The following is a 21,464-nucleotide window of genomic DNA, read 5'->3' on the forward strand; positions in this document are numbered from 1 at the left end:
GCCCGCGCTGATGCTACAGTGGCGCAAGTTTCTGGGCGTATCGACCGTCAGCTCGCGACTGTGGATTCGGCTTTTATCCGGGCAGGCCAATCAGCGTCTGTTGCAGGCAACATGGTTCGAAACGCCATGGCTGGCGTCGTTGCAGGTATGAGCCTCAGCTCGCTGGTGAGCCAGGCAGATGCCTACGCGACCATTGCCAGCCGTCTGCGACTGGTCACATCGAGCGCCGCTGAATTCAATGCTGCACAGAAGGCGGTATTTTCCATCGCCCAGAGCTCGTACCAGCCCCTGACTGCAACAGCTGAGCTGTATCAGCGGATCGCGACTAACCAGAAAGAGCTGAAGCTGACCGGTGAGGGCGTTGCAGGCATCGTCGGCACGATCAGCAAGACGATGGCGATCTCGGGCGCTTCTGCCTCTTCTGCCAACGCTGCGCTGATTCAGCTCGGCCAGGCCTTCGCATCCGGCGTGCTGCGCGGCGAAGAGCTGAACAGTGTCATGGAGCAGGCCCCGGCGCTGGCGCAGGCTATCGCTGCTGGCATGGGCAAAACTGTAGGGCAGCTCCGCACACTCGGCGCGGACGGAAAGCTGACCGCCGATGCTGTTGTGAAGGCGCTTCAGAGCCAGGCAAAGGCCGTCGAAAGCCTTTACGCGAAAACAGCCGTCACGATCGGCAACAGCGTTACGGCAATCGGCAACTCATATACACAGCTGATCGGTCGGGTCGATCAGGCTGGCAATGCCAGCGCGCGGGTTGCGAGTGTCATTGTGGATGTGTCCAAAGCTATTGATACGCTTACAGCTGACTCTGCTGCCGTAGAGCGGACATTTGCGCGCGTTTCAAGCGTGGCAGAGACCCTTGCCGCCATCATCGGCGGGCGACTTGCATTGGCCGCTGGTCAGATGGTTATCGGTTTTGCAGCGTCTACGAAGGCAGCACTGCAGCAGGCCGTTGGGCTCGCCACCTCAACGACGGCTACGTTGCGCCAACTTGAGGCTGATTCGGCTGCTGCCAAGCAGGCTGTTTTGACTGCTCAGTCCCGCCAGGCTGACGCTAAAGCGATGCTGGCGCGGGCTGCCGCTGAGGTTCTTTCAGCAGAGCAGAAGTTGGGCGCGGACCGCATGCGTCAGCAGTCCGAAATCAACAACCTGAAGACCGTGCAAACAACGCTCGCCGCTGAGCGTGTCCTTGAAGAGCAGCGGCTATCGGCCCAAATTACCGAGCAAGGCCGGGCTGCCGCTCGAAACAGAATGGCCGAGGCACGGTTGGCAGAAGTTGCCATCATCCGCCAGATCCAGGAAGCGGAGCTCCAACTCGCGGCTACCACCGCTGCGACCTCTGCCGAGATTCAGGCCGCTTACGCCGCACGCGGGGTAGCAGCTGCCGGAGTTGCTGAAACAACTTTGGCCGCCAATGCTGCAATCAGGGCTTCTGAAGCTGCTACTGCCGCTGCAACCAGTGCGAGTAAAGCGATGCTGCTCGTCGGCGCCGCGGGAAGAGGTCTGCTTGCGCTGCTCACTGGCCCGGTGGGATTGATCGCCATGACGGCCGCAGTGGCCTATTCGTTCTTCAATGTGGGTACCAGCGCAGACAGTGCGACCAGCTCTCTGATTGGGCACAACACGACAGTTGAAGACTCGATTGCCCAGTACAAAGCCCTTTCGGCGGAGCAGCAGCGCCTGCAGAAAATTACGTGGGCCGAGCAGCAGATCAAAGCTATCGACGCGGCAAGCGATGCTCTTGATTCCTACACTTATAAAGTAGAGCGCGGGATCACTCTTGGCCCGATGGCGGCCGAATTTCGAGGAATGATTGAGGACGTAGAGGCTGGTCGCAAGACACTGGACAGCGTCACTGCCTGGATCGAAAAAAACACAAAGCTGTATCCGGCGTTCAGTAAAGAACTCGTGGTATTAGCGAGCGAGTACCAGAAAAGCACCAAGGAAGCCGCCGACTTCGGGAAAAAAATCAACGGCGTTGCCTCCGCAACAGCCCAAGCGACCTCCAACACGGAACAGCTCAAGGACGCCCAGTCGAAAGGCGGCCAAACGCAGGCCGCCAAGGACGCGTGGGACAAATACATTGAGCAATTGACCAAAACCCGTGATTTGCTCGGCGCGAATGCAGAGGCAGAGGCCGCGTACACGGCTGCAAAAATGGGGGCGACTCCCGCTCAGGCTGCCCAGGCGAAAATCATCGCTGAGCAGACAGACACCCTGAAAAAGTATCAGGACGCAGTAAAAGAGGGGAACAAGGTCCAGCAGCAGAGCCTCAAGCTGCAATTGGTCGCTCTCTATACGGCCGAGGATGCGGCGACGAAAGCCGCTGCCGTGCAGAGCAAGGCCTATGCCGATACCGCCGCCGCTGCGGAAAGCAGCTCCCTTCGGCAAATTACGGCAATCGAGCAGGCTGCGAACTTCGCTGTTGCCTCTGCCACGCGCGTTGCTATGGGGGCCTCAGCACCTCAGGCCAATCGTTCTGGATACTCGCTGCTCACCAATGGCGCAGCTCCACTACCTACACCTGTTTTGCCGGGTGCGAGCCCAGAGGATCGGGCAGAAGCTGCAATGAACCGTATCGTTGCCAGTACCGATCCGAACAAGCCCAAAAAGAGCGACGGCGAAAAGCTGATCGAGAAACAGGCCAAAGCCCTCGACGAGTTCACCAAAAAAGCTGATATCGCCCTCAAATCGTCGAACGCGATGGCCGATGCGTATCTCAAGGGGGCTGATAACGTCCGTGCTCTGACCATCCAGCAAGAAATCGAAGAGGAGTTGCTCAAGACCGGCGCCGGAGCGCGTGAGAAAGTGACTCAGGCAATCAACGCCCAGCACGATGCCCAAGATCGTCTTGACGTTGCCAAAACGATTGCCGACATGAAGGTCGAGATTCAGAACCTCGAAAAAGAAGCCAAAGCAACGCTGCAGGGCACCGCAGCGCTTGAGGCGTTCAACGTCGAGAAGGCCGTCAAGGCCGAACTGGCGGGCAAAAACATTGCTGTGGGCAGCGAGGAATACAAGCAGCTGCTGGCGACAACCAAAGCCCAGCTGGAGGCCAACAAGGCGCTGGAGGCGGCCAACAAAGCCAACGAAATCGTTGACCGCCTGAACCCTCAGATCAAGATGCTGAAGGATTACACCGACGAGCAGAAAGCGTTGAACGCTGCGATGGCGCTGTATCCAGAAAACGCCGCGCTGTACCGCGATGCGCTGGTCAAGTTGGGCAATGAATACGAGGTCAACCGCTCCAAGGCCACGCTCTGGGGTCAGATGACCGAGGCCGCGATCGATCGAATCGACAGCGTCTTTGCCAACGCCTGGGCCAACATCGGCGAGGGCGCGGAATCGCTGTGGGATAACCTCAAAAAGGGTTTCAAACAAACCCTGGGCGAGATTGCACACATGCTGACCACCAAGCCGCTGCTGGCGTCGTTCAGCAACTGGCTGACCGGCACGGACAACGGCCAAGGGCTGGGTGCTGTCTGGAGCAAGCTGCTCGGGAGTGCTGGCGGAACATCGACCGGCGGCACTTCGGGCGGTCTGTGGAGTGGCGCGGTCGGGATCGGAAAAAACCTGATGTCTGCCTGGAACACCATTACCGGCGTCGGCTCGTCCGTGGCGACCGGCTATGCATCCGGTGGCGTCAGCGGCGCTGTGTCGGGCGGCGTGAGCTATTACAGCAACATGCTGAGCGGCATCACCACCACGCTGAAATCGGGCTTCACACAGTTGGCCAGCACCTTCACCGGTGCGACGGCGGCGAATGCTGCAGCCATCGTTGGCGCGGAAGGCATCACCACGGCTGCGCTGTCGGGTGCAATCACCCAGGGCGCGGCATCGGTTGGGGCGCAGTTCGGTACCGGCGTCACCGCCATGACAACGGCTTCTTATGCAGCAGCCGAAGCCGGGGTCGCTGCGAGCGCCGCGACCTTGGGCGGTCAAATCAGTGCTGCCCTGAGTAGCGCGGCGGCGATGTGGCCGCTGGCGATCATCATGGGCATGTATCAGTCGGGCAAGCTGTACAGCGCCGGCGTGCGCCCGGACGCCAGTGCGATGTGGGACAGCGCTGGCGATACTGCGCTCGGCAAGGTGGCAATGCTGCCTCAGACCCTGACGGCCAAGTACTTCGAAAAAATGGACGGCATGCTGGGCAAGGTGGTCGGCGGAAAGATGGCCGCCATCCTGACCGGCTCGACCTTGTTCCAGGCGGTATGGAGCAAAGTCGGCAGCAAGCTGTTCGGCAGCGGCTACCAGACCAAAGACTCTGGCATAGCTCTCGGCGTGGCCAATGGCGACTTTGATGCCAGCGGCTACATCAAGCAAAAGAAGAAGGGCGGCCTGATTTCCGGATCAAGCAAAACCCGATTCTTGGACACTCCGCTGGCTGATGGCGTCAGCGACGCCTTGGGCCAGCAGTACAACGACACGATTCTCACCGCGCTGAATAACTTTCATCGCCTGAACGTGACGCTGAACGAGACGGTTCTCGACAACCTGAACATGGCGACCCAGTACATCAGTACGCAGGGCCGCACCGAGGAAGAGATTCAGACCGCGCTGGACGCCTGGTATACGGAGCTTGGGCAGGCGGCCGTGACCGCGATTTCCGATGCGACCAACTCAGGGATCGGCAACTACAACTTCGTGCAGCTGACGGAGTTCGTGGACAACCTGTACAGCATCAATGGCATGTTCGAACTGCTGAATGTCAATGCGCTGCCCGTGTCTGTGTGGGGCGGCAAGCTGACTGAGCAGTACGTGGCAATGGCCGGCGGCATGGAAGCGTTGCAGAAGTCGTCGCAGTCTTATTACGAAGCTTTCTTCAGCGAAACCGAGCGTGCGGACGACACGTTGGCGGCCGTGAACAAGCAGTTCACGGCGCTCGGCCTGGCGCTGCCTGCCAGCCGATCCGGGTTCCGGGCGATGGTGGAGGGTATCGACAGCACAACGGATGCTGGCCGGTCGATGTTCTTCACGCTGATGAACCTGAGCGAAAACGCAGCGGCGGCTTACTCCATATTGGAGAAGCGCGCCGATGACGCGGCGGCAGCTGCGAAGACGGCCGCCGATACAGCGGCCGAGGCGGTACAGACGATCATCGACAAGTTGGTGGGCGCTGCGACCACAAGCCAGTCTGCTGTGCAGCGAGCCATCGCGGCCGAGCAGAAGGCCACGACGACCGCTTACAACGCACGTGTCACCGCGCTCAACGATATGTCGAGCACTGCCACAAAGAGCGTGAACGACCTGGCCACCGTCAGCAATTCCTTGGGCAATGCGCTCAAGGCGCTGCGCGGTGATTCGTCTGATGCGGTCAAGATGTTGCGCAGCCAGGCGCAGGCCACGCTGCAATCCGCGCTGGCGACGGTGAAGGCGGGCGGCTCGCTGTCCAGCGTGACCGGTCTGGATGACGCGCTCTCGACTATCAGCGGCAACAACACCGACTTGTACGCCTCCCTGGAGGACTTCAATCGGGATCAAGGCCGGACGGCCAACGTGGTGGCCGAGCTGAACGCCTTGAATGGCAAGCAGCTCACCAGTGCGGAAAAGCTGGTCAAGTCGTTGGAGGATCAGCTCGAGCAGGCCAAAACCGCTTACGACGATCAGATGGCCGTTTTCGATCAACAGCTTGAGTTCGCCCAGGCGCAGATTGATGCCATCAACGGTGTCGACAACTCGATCATGAGTGTCACCGACGCCGTGAACGCAATGAATGCGGCCGTGGTGGCTGCGCTCGGAGTGATCAAGCCGTCGAATGCGACTAACACCGGAACGTTCATTGATTCGGTATACCGGGATCTGCTGGGCAAGAACGCAGACGCGAAGGGCAAGGAATACTGGCAGGGGCAGGTCGGCAACGGCTCCGTAGGCCTGGATCAGTTGGCGGTTGCGATCAAGAACGCGGCCACTGAGGACGCGATCAAGTCGGCTTACAAAGCTGCCGGAATCTCCATGAACGATGGCGCGTCGTACTGGACCGATCAGGTCGCATCGGGCGCGTTGACAGTGGCGCAGCTTGAGCAGGCCATTGCCAACGCAGCGAAGGCCAACGGCTCTGTTCGTGCGTACGCAACCGGCGGCCGGGTGTACGGGCCTGGTACTGGAACCAGTGACAGCATTCTGGCCAGGCTTTCAAACGGCGAGTACGTCATGAACGCCGATGCGACCCGAATGTTCGGTACCGAGTTTCTTGACCAGATGAACGCCGGAAACATGCCAGCGTTTGCGGCGGGCGGCCCGGTGTTGGATATCACCAGCCCTGGCCAGATCTACAGCGCACCGCAAGCGGGCTCAATGGAAAGTGACGACCGCAAGGGCAGTGATGCCTTGGAGCGTAAGGTCGACACCCTGATCGACGTCGTGAAACAGATCGTTGGGCCAATGAAGATCGATTCGGACAAAAGCCGGAAGTTGTTCGAGAAATTCGACAAGGAAGGTATGCCACCCACCAGAAAAGCGAGTGCGTCCGCATGAGGTTCATCAGGCCAATTGAGGTCACACCCGCCAAGCTGGTCAATTCCAACGTGGCGGAAAACGATTACCCGGAGTGGACCGCCGGCACCAACACCATAGGCACTCGGAAGATCATCGCGGCTCAGCACAAGGTGTACGAAGTGCTGGCCGCGACGACCACCGACAGTCCGCTGACCGGTCTTGCGGCCGATCCGCCGACGTGGATGGAAATCGGCTACACCAACCGTTGGCGGATGTTTGACGAGGTGGTCGGAACGGCAACGTCTAACCCCGGCACCGTAACAGTGACCATCAAGCCCGGCTCGGTGGTCAACTCGCTTGCGTTGTTCAACGTCCAGGGCCAGTCCGTCACCGTCACTGTCACCGACCCGTTAGAGGGGCAGGTCTACTCGAAGACCGTCAGCCTGGTCGATGGGGCCGTGGACAACTGGTACGACTGGTTCTTTGCAGACATCGATATGCGAAACAGCCTAGTCATGCTGGATATGCCAGCGTACGGGGGCGCGAGCATCACAGTCACCATCACCAGCATTGCGATCGCATCTGTGGGAGCGCTCGTGCTGGGCAAGTTGGTACCGATCGGTGTCACCACTTACAGCGCCAAGGTCGGGATTGATGATTACAGTCGCAAGGAGCGCGACAGGTTCGGCAACCTTGTGGTGGTGCCGGGAGCATTCTCGGACACGGGCGATTTCCCTGTCGTCGTCGCTACCGATCAGGTAAGCAAGATCAAGAAGCTGCTGACCGAAGTCCGCTCCAAGCCTGTGGTCTGGATCGGTGAAGAGTCCTACGAGGCAACAATCATTTACGGCTTTTTCAAATCATTCGACCTGATCTACTCGGGACCGGATGCATCTGACTGCCAGCTTTCCATTGAGGGGCTTATCTGATGGCTATACCGGTCGTTACACCGCTTCCACGTGCGCCATCGCGGGCTGATGGACAAGAAGCATTCAATCAGTACGCGGATCCGTTCATTGCTGCCATGCCGCCGATGGTTGTGCAGGTTAATGCCTCGCTCACGTGGATCGGCCAGCAGGTCACCGCCATTGAGGGTTACGCCGCGACCGTGTCAGGGAATGTTGCGGCAGCCAAAGCTTCAGCAGATTCTGCGGCGGCAATCGCGGCGGCCATCGGCAGTCAGGCCGGGTTGCCTTCGATGGCCGGCAACGCCCGGCGCGCGCTGGCCGTTAACGCGAACGAAACCGGCGTCTCTTACCAGACGCTAATCATGGGTTCATTCATTGAGCCCGCCATGGCGACCGCCAGCGTTTCCGGCACCTACGCGCTTAACGTCAACACCACCGGGTTTTTCAGCCTGACACCGACGGCCGCCACGACCCTGACACTCAGCCTGCCAACACTCACGACCACGCAGGTGATGGTGTTCGTTGTGGAGATTCAACAGGGCAGCACGGCCTTCGCGATCACTTGGCCCGGCTCAATCGTCTGGACGACTCCAGGCGGCGTTGCGCCAACCAGTCCGAACGCAGGCAAGCGCGCCGAATACATCCTCACGGTCCAAGGCACGACGGTCAAAGGCCGCAAAGGGGCTTCCAATTGACTCTTAAGCGCATGTTTCTCACGTCTGAAGAATTCAAGGAGGGCGGGAGCGCGCTGCTCAGCGGATCGGGCGTGTTCACCGTGCCCGCTGGCGTTACCTCTATCTCTGTGCTCGGTATCGAGCAAGGGAATACCGGAACTACAGGCGGAAACCACGTATTGAACGTTGGGGGAATTGGTGGCGCGGGCGGCAAAGGTGGGCGTCGTCGATATATAAATGACGTTTCTGTTACGCCGGGCCAACAGATAAGTTATTCGATTGCTGCTGGTGCGTTCTCATTTGGGTCTATTCTTACCGGTACGTCGGGCGGCGTAGATGCAGGCGCAGCGGGTGATGGATATCCTGGTGGCAGTACTGGGGCATTGCAAACATCGCCGACCTCGGGCGGAAACCCTGGCTCTCCAATCTCTTATTTTGATGCCGAGGCCAGCTATCCATTTATTACCGCAAATCAAATAACCAATATTCAAACTGCGCTGCCCGGAAGCTATCCTGGTGGCGGCGGGGGTGGAGGAGCGGCAGGTTACAACGTACAGGGGTCAACTCAAGGATCGCCAGGAGGGGCAGGCGGTGCTGGTGTAATACTGGTTTTGTGGCCGGGTGATTCAAGGTATTTCCCATCGCAGAGAACACCGCCTGAAATTCCTAACGAGGTTATATTTGATCCGAGGAATCTACCTACCTACATGAGCAAGTTTGCCACCGATGGCGCGGGTACGTGGTGGGGTATAGATATTTCCAATGACCCCGCTAGACGCGGAATGGTTTACAAAAGCACCAACAACGGAAGAAGCTTTCAGTTTCTATCAAGACCAGTAGATGCTCAGATTTACGGGATAACATATGGCTCAGGAAATGTGTTTGTTTCGAGGTTTTCTGCCGAGTCATCTGGCAACGCTTTCGCGCTTTACAGGTCCTCGAGCGGCGGACAAGACTGGTCAACAGTGATTCCTACCCTGGGCGGTGTTGGTAATATTATCGACCTTTCCTTTCGGCTTGGAAGATTGTTTCTAATTACAGATAGGGGCACGTCCGGGGGCACCAGATTTGCAAGCTCTGACAACCTAGGCGACACCTTTGCCGCTAGAAGCTTGGGGTCGTCAGGCTCAGTTGTTGCGTTTCAGTCAAAGATATATCATGTCAGCGATACGCTAATGATTATAATTCGAGGTAATGAGGCAGATGTATTCATATCTCGCGACAATGGTGTTACCACAACATCTCAGACTTCTGTTACCGAGTTTCTTTCTGCTGCTAAGTTAGGCTCTGTTACGCTGGCGATAAAAAACGGTATTTTGTATAGCTCAACAAACGAGCTAGTTAACATCACTGCTGTTACCGCAATAACATTAAGCGCGAATAAATATCAGCAATTCATTGTGCCTTTTCCTGACAGGATAGTCATAATTGATGGTTCCACAACCTATCAATACAAGGATGGCGTATACACAGTTATATCAAGATTTCCTATTGGCGTTCCAGCAGTATTGGGCGCGACCGCCTCCTCTAATGCTGGCATACGATCAGCATCTAATGGTGTGGATTCCATAATCTCTGTCGTTAAAGGTGTTGATTCGGCAAACTTCAGGAGTACGGTTTATGTTGGTTAACGTCGAAACCCTGGCTCAGTTCAATGAGCAAGATTTCAGAAAGATGTTCCCTAATGTGGGCTTCTCAGACACGATAGAAGCACACCAGGTTGAGCCGCTCGGATACACGGTAATTGAGTTCGACGACGCTCCCGCGCTTCCTGAAGGTGGTCGGCTGGAGCCCGGCGAGCTGCGCAGAGAGGGTGAGCGAGTTATTCAGGCATGGAAGGTCATCCCCCCAACTGAAAAAGAGCTGGCCGGCATGTTTGAGCGAGCAATTCAGGCCTTGCTCAATGACTCTGCCGTGGCGCGCGGCTACGACAGTATCTCGACTGCTATCAGCTATGCAGAAGAGCCGGAAGTTGAGCGATTTCAGAAAGACGGGATTGCCTTCCGCAAGTGGCGCTCTCTGGTTTGGGCGTATGCCTATGAGCAACTGGCCGCGGTAACTTCTGGTGATCGTGCACAGCCGACAGTGGCCGAGTTCATCACTGAGCTTCCGAAGCTGGAACTGCCCACCTGACGACTACAAATTCCAGTTACTCCCCCAGCCGCCGATGTGCGGTTTTTTTGCGCCCGGAGAAACCATGTCCTACTTCATCGCGCCGCTGGCGGCCGAACAACTGGGCCGCTGGGAATGGCGGCTGATTCGCGATCTGGAGCTGGCTGACCCTGAGCATGGATTGATCGTCGTCCCGGCCGGCTACCTGACCAACTTCGCGAGCATCCGTGGCCTTCGCGTCTGGCTGGTGCTGATCTATGCGCTGCTGGTCGGCTACGGCAATGCGTCCTGCGCTGTGCACGACTGGCTCTACGATCAGGGCCTGCTGACCCGCCGCCAGTGCGACGACGTTCTCTACCGCGCCCTGCGCGCCGAAGGTGTCGCCCGCTGGCGCGCCTGGCTGTTTTGGGCCGGTGTCAGGCTCGGCGGCAAGTCCCACTACAACACGACTCCGGCCAGTCCGGGGTTTTCTTCGTCTGGATAGCTCCCCCATTAGGCAAACTGATGAGTAGCGGTCATGATTCTCTCATTATTGGATGGGGTGGTGAGTGATGGAGATCAGACAGGTATTGGAGTGCTTCGCGGGCGAGTTTGGAGGGATTGCTTCCAAGTTTCATATTCGTCAGTTGAAGGTCAACGAGGCAGCAACTTGTTCTGAGAGTTACGTGGCTAATCCTGGCGTCTACGTCTTCTGGAAGCCAAACGCGGTGGTCAAAGTCGGTCGCCACCTCACAAATGCAAGGAAGCGAGCTCTAGAGCATATAGGCGCGAATACGGGTGGAACGATGGCTGATCTTGTCGGCTTGGAGGAAGCACGGCTGCTGTTATTTTCAGTTATCGATCCTGCCGACCGCCACTGGGTCGCCGCAGTAGAAATCTACCTTGAGTTCAAACTCAGCCCTGAGGTGAGATCTGCACGCCTCGGCTAAATCAACCTAATTACACGCAGCCCGCCACTGAGCGGGCTTTTTTTCGCCTGGAGAAAACTAGGGTAGGGAGGCCCATCTCGTACCGCTTGCAATGCGGCTTATCTGTGCAGGCGAAAGCCCGAACTCCGCTGCAAGTCGCCTACCTACACCTCGCCCCTCCGTTGAGGATCTGCGTCTGATCTCGGCAGCTTGCGCTTCGGTGATTTTTGCCGTAATGCAGCGTTCTCCGTCCTGCATCGTTCCGTGCTTACGCATATCCATTTGGTTTGCTCTGTGCGTATCCCATCGAAGGTTCAATACGCAGTTGTTTCCGGGATCTCCATCGTTGTGGGCGACATCGGAAAAGCCAGAAGGGTTCGGAATGAATGCCAGCGCTACTAACCGATGCGCCAGTCTTCGATGCGGCTTTGTCGAGCCTTCTTTTCTCAAAATAAACGCTACATACCCCTTAGAAGTGATCGATCCAGGAACCTCTACCGGTTCTGGCCTGATATCCGACTGTGGGTTTCTCCACGAACGCGCCTTCCTTCGATAGCTACGAAGCCTTCCATCTTCGCAGATTTCGTAGTGAGGGAACTCGCTAACTGTACGCCAAATGAGGTTATCCATGATGAAAAAATTACCACGCGGAATTTCCAATAACAACCCCGGCAACATCGACTACAACTCCCGGAACGACTGGCAAGGCCAGATCGGCATCGAGGAAGGCGTCGCCAAGCCACGCTTCGCCCGGTTCGACTCGCCCGAGAACGGGATCCGCGCCCTGGCCAAGCTGCTGATCAACTATCGCGGGAAGGACGGTACGCCTGGCATCGGCCTGCAGGGAATAGACACCGTGCGCGAGACGATCAACCGCTGGGCTCCGGCCGTGGAGAACAACACCGACGCTTACGTCAGGGCGGTGTCAGCGGAAGCGGGCGTGCTGCCGAACGAGAGCATCAACATTCGGGATCGTCGCATTCTGCTGGCAGTGGTCACCGCCATCATCAAGCATGAGAACGGCGGAAACCCCTACAGTCAGGCGGTGATTGCTGAGGGTGTGCGGCGGGCGCTGACATGAGCGAGATAAAAACGATAGGCCGTCGTCTGGAACAAGGGTGAGCGGGTTCGCATACCGGTTCGGCGGCGCATCAGTCGCTTGCAGGCTCAACCCGATTACTCAGCCTTTCCCCCCAAGACTCAGGGCCGATACCAGCTTCTCGCATCACCTCTCGGTGCTGGTTTATTACGTACTGCTGCGAGTTGATCTTGCCCCATGAGTCAGCCGCTTTGCGCAGCAGGTCGGACACTCGGCTTTCTGCATCGCGAAGCTTGACCGACAGTCTGTCGCGCTCGACCGATGCGGTATTGTGCATGTCGATCAGCTTGGCCAGGTGCTGCCGGTACCGGGCCACCTCATCACGCAGCAACCGGTTCTCTTCGTTGATGAGGTGGGCATGCTGCCGGATCATTTGTTCTTCGGTTGGGTTGTAAGGCCAATCGTCGGCGACGTCGATATCCATGATGTGATTCTCAAATGCTGTATGTGTATACAGTAGTTGAGTCTTTCAGATTTGGGGAGTGGTGTTCGTCGGCAGGACGCCGGGGATGGGGTGATTACGCGTGGTTGGTCTTGAAAACCTCCCCGAAACGCTACTGTAAGCATCTGATTTTATGGGGATAGTTAAGGCGGTAAACGCAAAGCTTAAAAAGGTTGTTTTTGTGGGTAACTATTTGAATAGAAAGAGATATTAGGGATTTATTGGGGCGTTCCAGTCGGCGACCACCAGATCGAAGTGGTTGCCCAGCCAGCGCTCCAGTCCTTGTGCACCGTTCTCGGCGACCTCGCAGCGATGCCCCAGAAAACCCAGTTGCTCGCACAGGAGCAACCGGTTGGCCGGGTGATCATCGACGATCAGGATGTGCAGAACGTGGGTCGCTGCTGGCGGCGGATCACGCTGAACGGGGAGGTTGAGCGCGGGGTCCAGCGGGGTGAGCAGCAGATGCATGTTGATCTGCGTGCCTTTTCCAGGTTCGCTGGTCAGCGTCAGGGTGCCACCCATCATCTCGCACAGGCTGCGACAGATGACCAGCCCCAGGCCTGCACCGGTACGGGCCATCTGACCGTTGTTGTCGACCTGGGCAAAGGGCTCGAACAACCTGCGCTGGTCTTCGGCGCTGATGCCGATGCCGCTGTCCTGCACGGTGACATGGAGCTGAAGCTGACTGGAGTCGGGTATCTCGCTGGCCTGCAGGACGACCCTGACTTCACCTCGCTGGGTGAACTTGATGGCATTGCTGACCAGGTTCGAGAGGATCTGCTTGAAGCGTAACGGGTCGAGCAGTACATCAGTATTGATCCGGCTGTCCAGTTCAAGCGCCAGGACCAGGTTTTTCTGTCGTGCCAACCCCTCGAAGACCCTCACGACCGATTCCACCAGTTGCCTGAGATTGGCGCGTTCCGGGTTGAGCGCCAATCGGCCTGATTCGATGCGGGCGATGTCGAGAATATCGCCGATCAGATCCAGCAGTTCCTTTGCCGACCCATAGGCGACTTCGATCGCCGATCGGTCCAGTTCGCCCTGATCGGCGCGCTTGAGTGCCAGTTCGAGCATGCCGATCACGGCGTTCATGGGGGTGCGGATCTCATGACTCATGGTGGTCAGGAACGTGCTCTTGGCGCGGTTGGCGGCATCGGCCTGCTCCTTGGCCGTCTGCAGATCCTCGATAAGCTGGCGGCGCTCGCTGATGTCGATCCAGCCACCAATAATGCCTTGCACTTCCCCCAGCGTGTCACGGAAGGGCAGGATCCAGTGATAGATGGTCAACTCCCTGTCGCCGATATGCAGCGTGCGATCCAGGACCATTGCGGTGTTGCTGTCCATGACGCGCTGGTAGTCGGCAGCGTATTCCTTGGCTTCGAATGCGTTGCTGAAAATACCGTCGGTGGCGCTCTTGCCGATGATGTCCTCGCGCCGGGCCGTGAACGCTGTCAGGTAACTGTCGTTGCACATGCGCAGCAGGCCTTCCCGGTCACGCACGTAAATGGGGTGAGGCGTCCCATCGACCAGAGCGCGCATGAACTCGAATTGATCGCCAAGCGCTCGTTCCGCTGCCTCACGCTGCTTGATCTGGCGACGCATGTAGGCATTCCAGGCCAGCAGGGCCATCAGCAGCAGCCCGGCTCCGGTCAGAATCTGGTAGATCAGTCGCTGGTAGTCATGCCAGTTAGCGCCGGCAGGTGAGTAGGAGCGCCAGCGATTGTTGATCACCGCCATTTCCTGTGGCGCGATACTGGCCAGCGCCTTATCGAGGATCGAACTCAGTTCGGTGGCGTTGCGGGAGGTTGCCATGGAAATCAGCGCCTGATCATCGCCTGCGGTGGCGGTGATCTGCAATCGGTCGCCGAAGATGCCGGAGGACAGAAAGTAGTTGGCGCTGAGCAGCGAGGTGACGGTGCCTTCGGTTCTGCCCAGTGCCAGCATGTCCAGCGCCTGGAACGGATTGTCGACTTCCACCGCCACGATTTCAGGGTGCTCACGGCGTAGCCAGTTCAGGAGCGAGCTGCCTCGGGTAACGGACAGTCGCTTGCCTTTCAGCTGCTCCAGGTGGATCGGCGAGCCCGTATCCTTGCGTGTCACGAGCACGAAAGACGTGTCGATGTAAGGGCGGCTGAACGTCAGCTGGTCCTCGCGCTCGTCGCTGGAATCCAGTGCACCGATCATGTCTGCCTGACCCTGACTGACCTGATTCATCATGTCGCCCAGACTTGCTGCGCGCTGGACCTCGAATCTCAGCCCGGTCCGCAATCGTATCTGCTCAAGCACCTCTGCCGTGATACCGCGAAAGTTGCCTGAGGTATCGAAGAATGTCAGGGGTGCATAGACCTCGTTGACCAGGACGCGCACCGTCGGATGCTGGGCGATCCAGCGCTCCTCCCGCTGGGTCAGTTGCAGTTTCTGGTCAGTGAGCAGCAAGTCGCTGCCGGCGCTCCAGCGCTTGGAAATGTCGATGCGCTCGTCAACAGGTATGGCCTTGAGCGTCTGGTTGATGATGCCCAGCAATAGTGTGTTTTCCTGCCTGACGGCGAAACTGAAGCCTTCGGCCTCATGCTTGCCGAAGTTGGCCATCTGTACGTTGTTCAGATAGCCCTTGTTGATCACGTATTGGGTCGAGATGGTATCGCCCAGAAACACGTCTGCCTGATTGAAGGCGACAGCGTTTATCGCGCTTTGAAAGGACGGGTAGGTACGCAGGGTTGCGTTGGGGTAGGTCGCCTTGACGTCGGACAGGGGCAGGTAGTGATAGACCATGCTCAGGCGCATCCCCAGCAGTCCATCGGTCAGCGGGCGCGTTTCCCCTATGCGTGTGACCAGTACCGGTTGATCAACCGAATAAGGCTGCGACAGGAGGATGCCACGGTCCCTGGCTTCGAATCCATTGGCCGTTCCCAGCAGATCGATCTCACCGTCGATGAGGGCTCTCATGGCCGCGTCCCGTGTGTCGAAGCGCTGGATCCGGACGGGCAGGTCCAGTGCACGGGAAATGATTCCCGCGTAATCGGCAGTGATGCCTTCGTAGTCGCTGCCAGAGACAGTGATGTCGAAGGGGGGATAGTCGGGTGCCGAGGTGCCGAGGATCAGCTCGCGCTTGCTGCGTACCCATTGCCATTGAGGGCTTTCCAGCTTCACGTCCATGTGAGCCGGGCTTGAACGACCGAGCAAGGTATAGCTGTCGGCGGCCTCGAGGCGGGCTTGCATGCCCCAGCCCAGGAACAGGCTGGTGGCCAGTATCAGGAAATGCTTGAAGCGCTTGGACATCCGGTCTCTCACACTAGCGCGTTGCGTTTTGCCATCTCGATAAGTTCTACCAAGGTTTTTGTTTTCAGTTTCTGCATCAGTCGCGTTTTGTATGTGCTGACCGTCTTGTTGCTGAGGAACATGCCTTTGGCTATTTCCTTGTTGGAACGGCCCTGGGCAAACAATTGCAATACCATCAGCTCGCGGTCGTTGACCAACTTGAACAGTTCGATTTCGCTGGGGTGCCCATCTTCACGAACAGCGGGCGCCAATGCCTGGCTGGGGAAGTAATTGTAGCCGGATAATACCGCTTTCACCGAACTCAGCAATTCACTGAGGTCTTCCTGCTTGCACACATAGCCGGCAGCACCGGACTGCATGCAGCGGATGGCGAACAGCCTGGGGGTCTGGGAAGTCAGCACCAGGATCTTGGAGGGCAGGCCCATGGTGTTGAAGCGGGCCAGGACTTCCAGGCCGTCAAGCTTGGGGATGCTGATGTCGAGGATGATCAGGTCGGGCATGCATTCGCGGACCATCTGCATGGCATCCACACCATTATCGGTCTCGCCAACCACCTCGTAGTTCTCGTTCTCGAGCAGCATTCTCACAGCCAGTCGAACAACAGGGTGGTCGTCGATGATAAAAACTGAGTTCATATTTCAATCCATACAAGCAGCGAAGAAAGCGCGCACCTTAGCTCAGATGTTCGGGCAGGCACATGAAGAGACTTGGTCGGCAGGCATATATAGGAAAGTTCCTACAGTATTTAGAGTATCGGAGTACGTAAATGCCTACTTTTATTGCGCTTTGTTTAAAAGCATGTCGCGCTTCAGTGTGACGATTAGTTGAAGAGTTACACCTCTGTTTATTGCGTTTGGGAATTAGCCTTCATGGTTGTCACTGATTTCCCAAGGTACTGTCGGTTATCCGGCGCGCGCGTCGGGTCGTCGGTACGGGCAGACTGTGTCAGGCCGTCAGCGGCGGCTCGGCCAGCAGGCGTACAAGATCCGGTCCATGCAGCGGTTTGCTCAGGCAGCCCAGCAGCGGTACGCCTTGCTCGCTTGCCAGTGACGCCAGATCCAGCAATTGCGTCGCGGGCAGGCCACTCAGGACAATGGCCTGACGTGCCAGGCCTCGTCTGAACGCTTCGCTGATCAGGTCCAGGCCGGGCTGATCCGGCAGGCATTGGTCACACAGGATGAGGTCGTAAGGCTGCGGACTGCGCTCCATTGCAGCCATGGCTTCGCCAGCCGTGAGGACCGGGGTAAGCAGAAAGTACCCTTGGCTGTTGAGCAGGATTTGTGTGGCGATCAGTTGAAAAGGATGATCCTCCACCAACAGGATTCGCAGATTGTGCTTGAACATGAGTTTTCCGGCTGAGAGCTGACGAAGCAGGGAAGAAGCGAGCCGGGGCGATACCTGCCTGCGGCCTGCAGCGGCGCGGACAGTTGGGCACCTCACCGGTTCGGCCATTGAAGTGGCGGGATTATTGGGGGGGAGCCGGAAAGGCTGCGATAGGATTCGTCCTATAAGTGTGTAGGACTCACCCTAACAAGTTGTGCGAACGAGTCGTGAGCAAAGGCAAGACGAGGTAAAAGCCGAAGAAAGACCGGTGGGGCCGCCAGCGACCCCAAACGCTCAATCGAGCACTTCTTGCCTGTCTCCTGTGCCGTGCTGCGCACCTGATGACTCAGCTGCGCAGTCTGCAGCGTTCAGATTTGCCCTGAACGGCCGGTCATTTCTCGGGCCATCTCTGTGGCGTAACTGTCGGTCATGCCCGCGATGAAATCGATCATGCGCAGGAACGACGCGTGCAGAGGGGCCTTGGGATCTGGCGCGCTGCTGCCCAGCAGGTCGAGAATGCGTCGATGCTTGAAGGACGGTGTGCGTCCACCGTACTGCTCGACCGCCGCGCCGCAAAAGGCGTTGAGCAGGATTTCCAGGGTGGTGTACGCGCCGATCTCATGCAGGGTCTTGCGCTTGTCCTGAAAAATCTTTTTGCGCGCCATGTCCTTGGCGTCCAGCACGCAACGTTTTGCCGGACCGTGCATGTGCTCCACCAGATCGCCATGCAGCGTGCCCGCCAGCAGAGCATCCTGTTGCTCGACGAAGGCGCTGGCCGCCGCATCGGTCAAATGCTCGATGGCCTTGCCGCGCAGGATGGCCAGTTTGCGGCGCCGCGACCCGTCGGGGCCGAGCTGTCGATAGGTTTCCGGCAAGTCGTCGCCCACCAGACCGAGCAACAGGGCTTCGACCTCGGCGTAGTCCAGCAGGTCCATCTCCAGACCGTCCTCAAGGTCGATGAGGGCGTAGCAGATATCGTCGGCTGCCTCCATCAGGTACACCAGCGGATGCCGCGCCCAGCGTTGCTCCTCGAGCTGCGGCAGACCCAGCCTGGCTGCGATCTGCTCAAGAATCGGCAGCTCGCTTTGATAGCAACCGAATTTGTGTTTCTTGTAACCCAGCGAGTCAGCGTGGCGGGCTGTCCATGGGTACTTGAGGTAAGTGCCCAGCGTCGCATACGTCAGGCGGGTGCCACCGTCGAACTGGTGGTATTCCAGTTGCGTCAACACGCGAAAGCCCTGTGCGTTGCCTTCGAAATTCAGGAAGTCGTTACGTTCGACGTCGCTCATTGCATCCAGCCAGCCACGTCCGGCCGCGTGATTGAACCAGTTGCGAATGGCGTCTTCGCCTGAATGACCAAACGGAGGGTTGCCAATGTCATGCGCCAGGCACGCCGACTGAATCACCATGCCCAGATCGCTGGGGTCGCACCAGTCGGGCAGGGCGCTGCGCAGGGTTTCACCGACCCGCATGCCCAGCGAGCGTCCGACGCAACTGACTTCCAGCGAGTGGGTCAGGCGAGTATGGATATGGTCGTTGCTGGTGACAGGATGAACCTGGGTCTTGCGTCCCAGACGGCGAAAGGCACCCGAAAAGATGATGCGGTCATGGTCCTTGTGGAAAGGACTGCGCCCCAGCTCTTCAGGGCTGTGCAGGGTCTTGCCGAGTCGTTCGCGGTTAAGCAGGGTTTGCCAATCCAAGGCGTTCACTCCGTCAGTCGTTTGGGGCTAGCTTCCCGGTTCGACGCTCGCGCCGCAAGGCTTTCACATCCCGGCGGCGTCGATATCGATCAGAAGCAGGCGATTGCCGTCGTCAAAGAACTGGCCAGCCGTCAGACAGTACTGGTTGCTGGTGGCGTCGCGGTAGGTGTTGGACAGGGTCAGCCGACGTTCGTGCCAGCCCTCGGCAAGCAGGTGATAGAAGTAAGGACGCCACGACCAATTGTGACCCAGGTAACGGGCGTCGGCGTGCCAGGCATCGTTGCGCCACTCCAGATTGGGAGTCAGTTGCGTGCCGTGCCGATCACACTGATAGAAACGCAGCAGCCAGGGATAGTCGTGCAGTTGCGGGAGGGCGCTGATCGGTGCCTGCGTCTGTGCCCAGCGCTGCAGGCTGTCCATCAGGGTTGCCAGGCTCTGGCGCAGGCTCATCAGGCGTGCACGTTCTGCCACCTTGCGCAGTACGTAACGATCGCGCAGTTCGGCAAAACGGGCGACAAAGGCGTCAGCGGCAAAAAACTCCAGCTCGCCTCTGGCGAACAGGTAACCCTGAACATAGCGTGCACCGCACTCCAGTGCGAAATGCAACTCGGCCTCGGTCTCTACGCCCTCGGCAATGATCCAGCAGCCGGTTTTCTCGGCCATCAAGGCCAGCGCCTTGACCACGTCGCTGCTTGGACCGCCTTTCGCGGCGGCCTGAAACAGGCGCATGTCGAGCTTGAGAATGTCCGGCTGCAACGCCAGAACCCTGTCCAGCTGCGAGTACCCGGCACCGAAGTCGTCGATGGCGATACGTGCGCCTGCCTCTCGATAACGAGCAACCACCTCGCTCAATCGACGGATGTCGCCGCCCAGCTCGGTGATCTCAAACACCACGCGTTCGGCGGGGACACCGTGCTGCGCCAGTTGCGCAAGGCTCGGCAATGCCTGGCCCGGCTTCAATCGGCTGATCCAGCGAGGCGATATGTTCAGGCTCAGGAACCAGTCATTCGGGGCTTGGTGCAGGCGGCTGAGGGCGTGGTCGCGAATCAGGCGGTCAAGGCGTCGCAGTTCTACGGCAGAGGTGTGCGGGTCGTTGAACAGTGGTCCGACCGACTGCAGCCGTCCTTCGCCGTCGCGCAAGCGTCCAAGGGCCTCCACGCCCGCGATGCGGCCGGTGGCGGTGTCTATGAATGGCTGAAAGCAGGCAAGAGGTTGCCCTGAAATCACGTGGCCCTCCTTAGTGAGGGGTGAGGGTGGCTGAGAGGGGTGATACACGAACTTGGCCCGCTGCGGTGATCCACAGCGGGCCAAGTGTCATACGGCAGGAATTAGCAAGAATGCAGCCAACAGGCAGATCAGCGTTTGCGGGCGCGACTCTGCATGGCTACCTTGATCAGCGGCGTCAGGGTGATTCCCAGTTTGAGCAGCTTGCCAAGAAAACTGGTACGCCCAGTCTTGACCCGCTTGCCACTGAGGAAACCCAGCAGCGCGACCGAACCTACTCCCCACAGTGGCGCGTGGCGGATGCCCAGTGCGCTTTTCCAGTCATGGCGCAACCCCCTGAAGCGTTGCAGGGGCTGTAGCAGCGTGGTGGACTCGTGGCGTATTTCCTGGCGATGCATTTCCATGCGCAGCCGGATCAGCGCCTTGCGCAGCTCGCGACGGGTGTTGCCCTGATGTGATTTGGGTTCGCTCATGGCAGCAGTCGCTCGCGGTCGTTGGCCAGTTCTTCGAGGGTCGCGTGGAACGGTGAGGACTCGTCGAAAATCGCCGCTTTCAACCGAAGTCCGCAGAACACTGCAGCCAGGAAGTAGAACGTACACAGACCGACAATGCCGGCCAGGCGGTAGGTATCCCACAGCACGATCAACAGCAGCGCCGAAAGCCCGGTCAGCAGCAACAGACCGAACACCAGCGCCAGTCCTGCAAACAACAGCAGACTGACGGTGCGTGCTTTCTGCTCCTGCAACTCGATGCCGAACAACTCGACGTGGCTGTGCAGCAAGCCCAGGAAAGCGGCACCCAGGCGCCGCGGTGAAGAGCCTTGGTCCGCGTTGGGCGGACCTGATTCCGTTCCCAAAGTCATGGTATTAGCGCCTTGAGGCCAACAGGCCGATCAGGAAGCCGGCACCGGCGGCAAGGCCGACCGACTGCCAGGGGTTGGTCTGTACGTACTCTTCAGTGGCGATGATTGCAGCTTCGCCGCGTTCGCGCAGGGAGTCTTCAGTCTGCTTGATGGTCTCTTTGGCACGCAGCAGGCTTTCCTGGATCTGGGCACGCAGTTCATCTGCCTGATCGCCTGCGAGGGTCGCGGTGTGCGCCAGCAGTTTCTCGGTGTCGGCGACCAGGACCTGGAAGTCTGCCATCAGGATTTCCTGAGCATTCTGTGCGGTTTGGCGAGGCATGGTGTTCTCCGTTTGGTGGCGTATGGATGGTTCGAGTACAGGGAATTGGCGAAGGTTCATTTCAATTGCTGCACCTGAATCAAGTCAGGTACGGCCAGTCTTTTCGCCTTGCGCTGGTGCGCGATGCAGGTGCCTTTGCGCCACATCGGCGCATCGTTGCGATGGCAGATGCGCAACCT

The 21,464-nt window shown here is 58.5% G+C and carries 18 protein-coding genes; 9 read left to right on the plus strand and 9 right to left on the minus strand.

Going from position 1 to position 21,464, the window contains the following annotated elements:
- Nucleotides 1–10: 10 nt before the first annotated feature.
- The 9 genes from BUB69_RS28740 (at nucleotide 11) to BUB69_RS00235 (ending at nucleotide 12,118) form a co-directional block, all read left to right on the plus strand.
- A complete protein-coding gene (locus tag BUB69_RS28740; RefSeq protein ID WP_175561623.1) occupies nucleotides 11–151 on the plus strand; it encodes a hypothetical protein in 141 nt (46 codons plus the stop codon).
- Nucleotides 148–6,474 carry a tape measure protein gene (locus tag BUB69_RS00200; protein ID WP_245825253.1) on the plus strand — a complete coding sequence of 2,109 codons (6,327 nt, stop codon included), beginning with the start codon at nucleotides 148–150 and terminating at the stop codon, nucleotides 6,472–6,474. Before BUB69_RS28740 ends, BUB69_RS00200 begins: the two co-directional genes overlap by 4 nt.
- Nucleotides 6,471–7,364: a hypothetical protein gene (locus BUB69_RS00205; protein WP_073161729.1), complete on the plus strand. Its 894-nt coding sequence runs from the start codon at nucleotides 6,471–6,473 to the stop codon at nucleotides 7,362–7,364. The genes BUB69_RS00200 and BUB69_RS00205 overlap by 4 nt, the downstream gene beginning before the upstream one ends.
- Nucleotides 7,364–8,038, plus strand: coding sequence for a hypothetical protein (locus BUB69_RS00210; RefSeq protein ID WP_073161730.1), 675 nt, complete (start codon nucleotides 7,364–7,366; stop codon nucleotides 8,036–8,038). The genes BUB69_RS00205 and BUB69_RS00210 overlap by 1 nt, the downstream gene beginning before the upstream one ends.
- On the plus strand, nucleotides 8,035–9,648 hold the full coding sequence (locus tag BUB69_RS28355) for a beta propeller repeat protein (protein ID WP_141121800.1): 1,614 nt from the start codon (nucleotides 8,035–8,037) through the stop codon (nucleotides 9,646–9,648). Before BUB69_RS00210 ends, BUB69_RS28355 begins: the two co-directional genes overlap by 4 nt.
- Nucleotides 9,638–10,150, plus strand: coding sequence for a hypothetical protein (locus BUB69_RS00215; protein WP_073161731.1), 513 nt, complete (start codon nucleotides 9,638–9,640; stop codon nucleotides 10,148–10,150). Before BUB69_RS28355 ends, BUB69_RS00215 begins: the two co-directional genes overlap by 11 nt.
- Nucleotides 10,151–10,214: 64 nt before the next feature.
- Nucleotides 10,215–10,613 carry a DUF1353 domain-containing protein gene (locus BUB69_RS00220; protein WP_073161732.1) on the plus strand — a complete coding sequence of 133 codons (399 nt, stop codon included), beginning with the start codon at nucleotides 10,215–10,217 and terminating at the stop codon, nucleotides 10,611–10,613.
- Nucleotides 10,614–10,680: 67 nt separating this feature from the next.
- Entirely contained in the window at nucleotides 10,681–11,058 is a 378-nt protein-coding gene (locus tag BUB69_RS00225; RefSeq protein ID WP_073161733.1) for a hypothetical protein, read from the plus strand.
- A 607-nt stretch (nucleotides 11,059–11,665) separates the two neighbouring features.
- Complete coding sequence (locus BUB69_RS00235) at nucleotides 11,666–12,118, plus strand: structural protein P5 (protein WP_073161735.1); 453 nt, start codon at nucleotides 11,666–11,668, stop codon at nucleotides 12,116–12,118.
- A gap of 70 nt (nucleotides 12,119–12,188) precedes the next feature.
- Here BUB69_RS00235 and BUB69_RS28745 read toward each other — a convergent pair whose 3' ends face one another.
- From BUB69_RS28745 to BUB69_RS00280, 9 genes are all read right to left on the minus strand, one after another.
- Entirely contained in the window at nucleotides 12,189–12,560 is a 372-nt protein-coding gene (locus BUB69_RS28745; protein ID WP_073161736.1) for a hypothetical protein, read from the minus strand.
- A gap of 228 nt (nucleotides 12,561–12,788) precedes the next feature.
- Nucleotides 12,789–15,857, minus strand: coding sequence for a transporter substrate-binding domain-containing protein (locus BUB69_RS00245; protein WP_073161737.1), 3,069 nt, complete (start codon nucleotides 15,855–15,857; stop codon nucleotides 12,789–12,791).
- Nucleotides 15,858–15,865: 8 nt separating this feature from the next.
- On the minus strand, nucleotides 15,866–16,492 hold the full coding sequence (locus tag BUB69_RS00250) for a response regulator transcription factor (RefSeq protein WP_073161738.1): 627 nt from the start codon (nucleotides 16,490–16,492) through the stop codon (nucleotides 15,866–15,868).
- A 310-nt stretch (nucleotides 16,493–16,802) separates the two neighbouring features.
- A complete protein-coding gene (locus tag BUB69_RS00255) occupies nucleotides 16,803–17,201 on the minus strand; it encodes a response regulator (RefSeq protein ID WP_073161739.1) in 399 nt (132 codons plus the stop codon).
- Nucleotides 17,202–17,548: 347 nt separating this feature from the next.
- Entirely contained in the window at nucleotides 17,549–18,880 is a 1,332-nt protein-coding gene (locus BUB69_RS00260; RefSeq protein ID WP_073161740.1) for a deoxyguanosinetriphosphate triphosphohydrolase, read from the minus strand.
- Nucleotides 18,881–18,943: 63 nt separating this feature from the next.
- Entirely contained in the window at nucleotides 18,944–20,107 is a 1,164-nt protein-coding gene (locus tag BUB69_RS00265; RefSeq protein WP_073161741.1) for an EAL domain-containing protein, read from the minus strand.
- 128 nt (nucleotides 20,108–20,235) lie between these two features.
- Nucleotides 20,236–20,577, minus strand: a complete 342-nt coding sequence (locus BUB69_RS00270) for a hypothetical protein (protein ID WP_073161742.1) — start codon at nucleotides 20,575–20,577, stop codon at nucleotides 20,236–20,238.
- Entirely contained in the window at nucleotides 20,574–20,966 is a 393-nt protein-coding gene (locus BUB69_RS00275; protein WP_073161743.1) for a phage holin family protein, read from the minus strand. Before BUB69_RS00275 ends, BUB69_RS00270 begins: the two co-directional genes overlap by 4 nt.
- Before the next feature lie 4 nt (nucleotides 20,967–20,970).
- Complete coding sequence (locus BUB69_RS00280) at nucleotides 20,971–21,285, minus strand: ElaB/YgaM/YqjD family protein (protein ID WP_073161744.1); 315 nt, start codon at nucleotides 21,283–21,285, stop codon at nucleotides 20,971–20,973.
- Between the last annotated feature and the right edge of the window lie 179 nt (nucleotides 21,286–21,464).

The sequence above is a fragment of the Pseudomonas asturiensis genome (assembly GCF_900143095.1).
Lineage (GTDB): Bacteria > Pseudomonadota > Gammaproteobacteria > Pseudomonadales > Pseudomonadaceae > Aquipseudomonas > Aquipseudomonas asturiensis.

What these genes read in the sequence shown, in the direction of transcription:
- BUB69_RS28740 (WP_175561623.1), top strand. Translation starts at nt 11, where the DNA reads ATGCTACAGTGGCGCAAGTTTCTGGGCGTATCGACCGTCAGCTCGCGA.
- BUB69_RS00200 (WP_245825253.1), top strand. Translation starts at nt 148, where the DNA reads ATGAGCCTCAGCTCGCTGGTGAGCCAGGCAGATGCCTACGCGACCATT.
- BUB69_RS00205 (WP_073161729.1), top strand. Translation starts at nt 6,471, where the DNA reads ATGAGGTTCATCAGGCCAATTGAGGTCACACCCGCCAAGCTGGTCAAT.
- BUB69_RS00210 (WP_073161730.1), top strand. Translation starts at nt 7,364, where the DNA reads ATGGCTATACCGGTCGTTACACCGCTTCCACGTGCGCCATCGCGGGCT.
- BUB69_RS00215 (WP_073161731.1), top strand. Translation starts at nt 9,638, where the DNA reads ATGTTGGTTAACGTCGAAACCCTGGCTCAGTTCAATGAGCAAGATTTC.
- BUB69_RS00220 (WP_073161732.1), top strand. Translation starts at nt 10,215, where the DNA reads ATGTCCTACTTCATCGCGCCGCTGGCGGCCGAACAACTGGGCCGCTGG.
- BUB69_RS00225 (WP_073161733.1), top strand. Translation starts at nt 10,681, where the DNA reads ATGGAGATCAGACAGGTATTGGAGTGCTTCGCGGGCGAGTTTGGAGGG.
- BUB69_RS00235 (WP_073161735.1), top strand. Translation starts at nt 11,666, where the DNA reads ATGATGAAAAAATTACCACGCGGAATTTCCAATAACAACCCCGGCAAC.
- BUB69_RS28745 (WP_073161736.1), bottom strand. Translation starts at nt 12,560, where the DNA reads ATGGATATCGACGTCGCCGACGATTGGCCTTACAACCCAACCGAAGAA.
- BUB69_RS00245 (WP_073161737.1), bottom strand. Translation starts at nt 15,857, where the DNA reads ATGTCCAAGCGCTTCAAGCATTTCCTGATACTGGCCACCAGCCTGTTC.
- BUB69_RS00250 (WP_073161738.1), bottom strand. Translation starts at nt 16,492, where the DNA reads ATGAACTCAGTTTTTATCATCGACGACCACCCTGTTGTTCGACTGGCT.
- BUB69_RS00255 (WP_073161739.1), bottom strand. Translation starts at nt 17,201, where the DNA reads ATGTTCAAGCACAATCTGCGAATCCTGTTGGTGGAGGATCATCCTTTT.
- BUB69_RS00270 (WP_073161742.1), bottom strand. Translation starts at nt 20,577, where the DNA reads ATGAGCGAACCCAAATCACATCAGGGCAACACCCGTCGCGAGCTGCGC.
- BUB69_RS00275 (WP_073161743.1), bottom strand. Translation starts at nt 20,966, where the DNA reads ATGACTTTGGGAACGGAATCAGGTCCGCCCAACGCGGACCAAGGCTCT.
- BUB69_RS00280 (WP_073161744.1), bottom strand. Translation starts at nt 21,285, where the DNA reads ATGCCTCGCCAAACCGCACAGAATGCTCAGGAAATCCTGATGGCAGAC.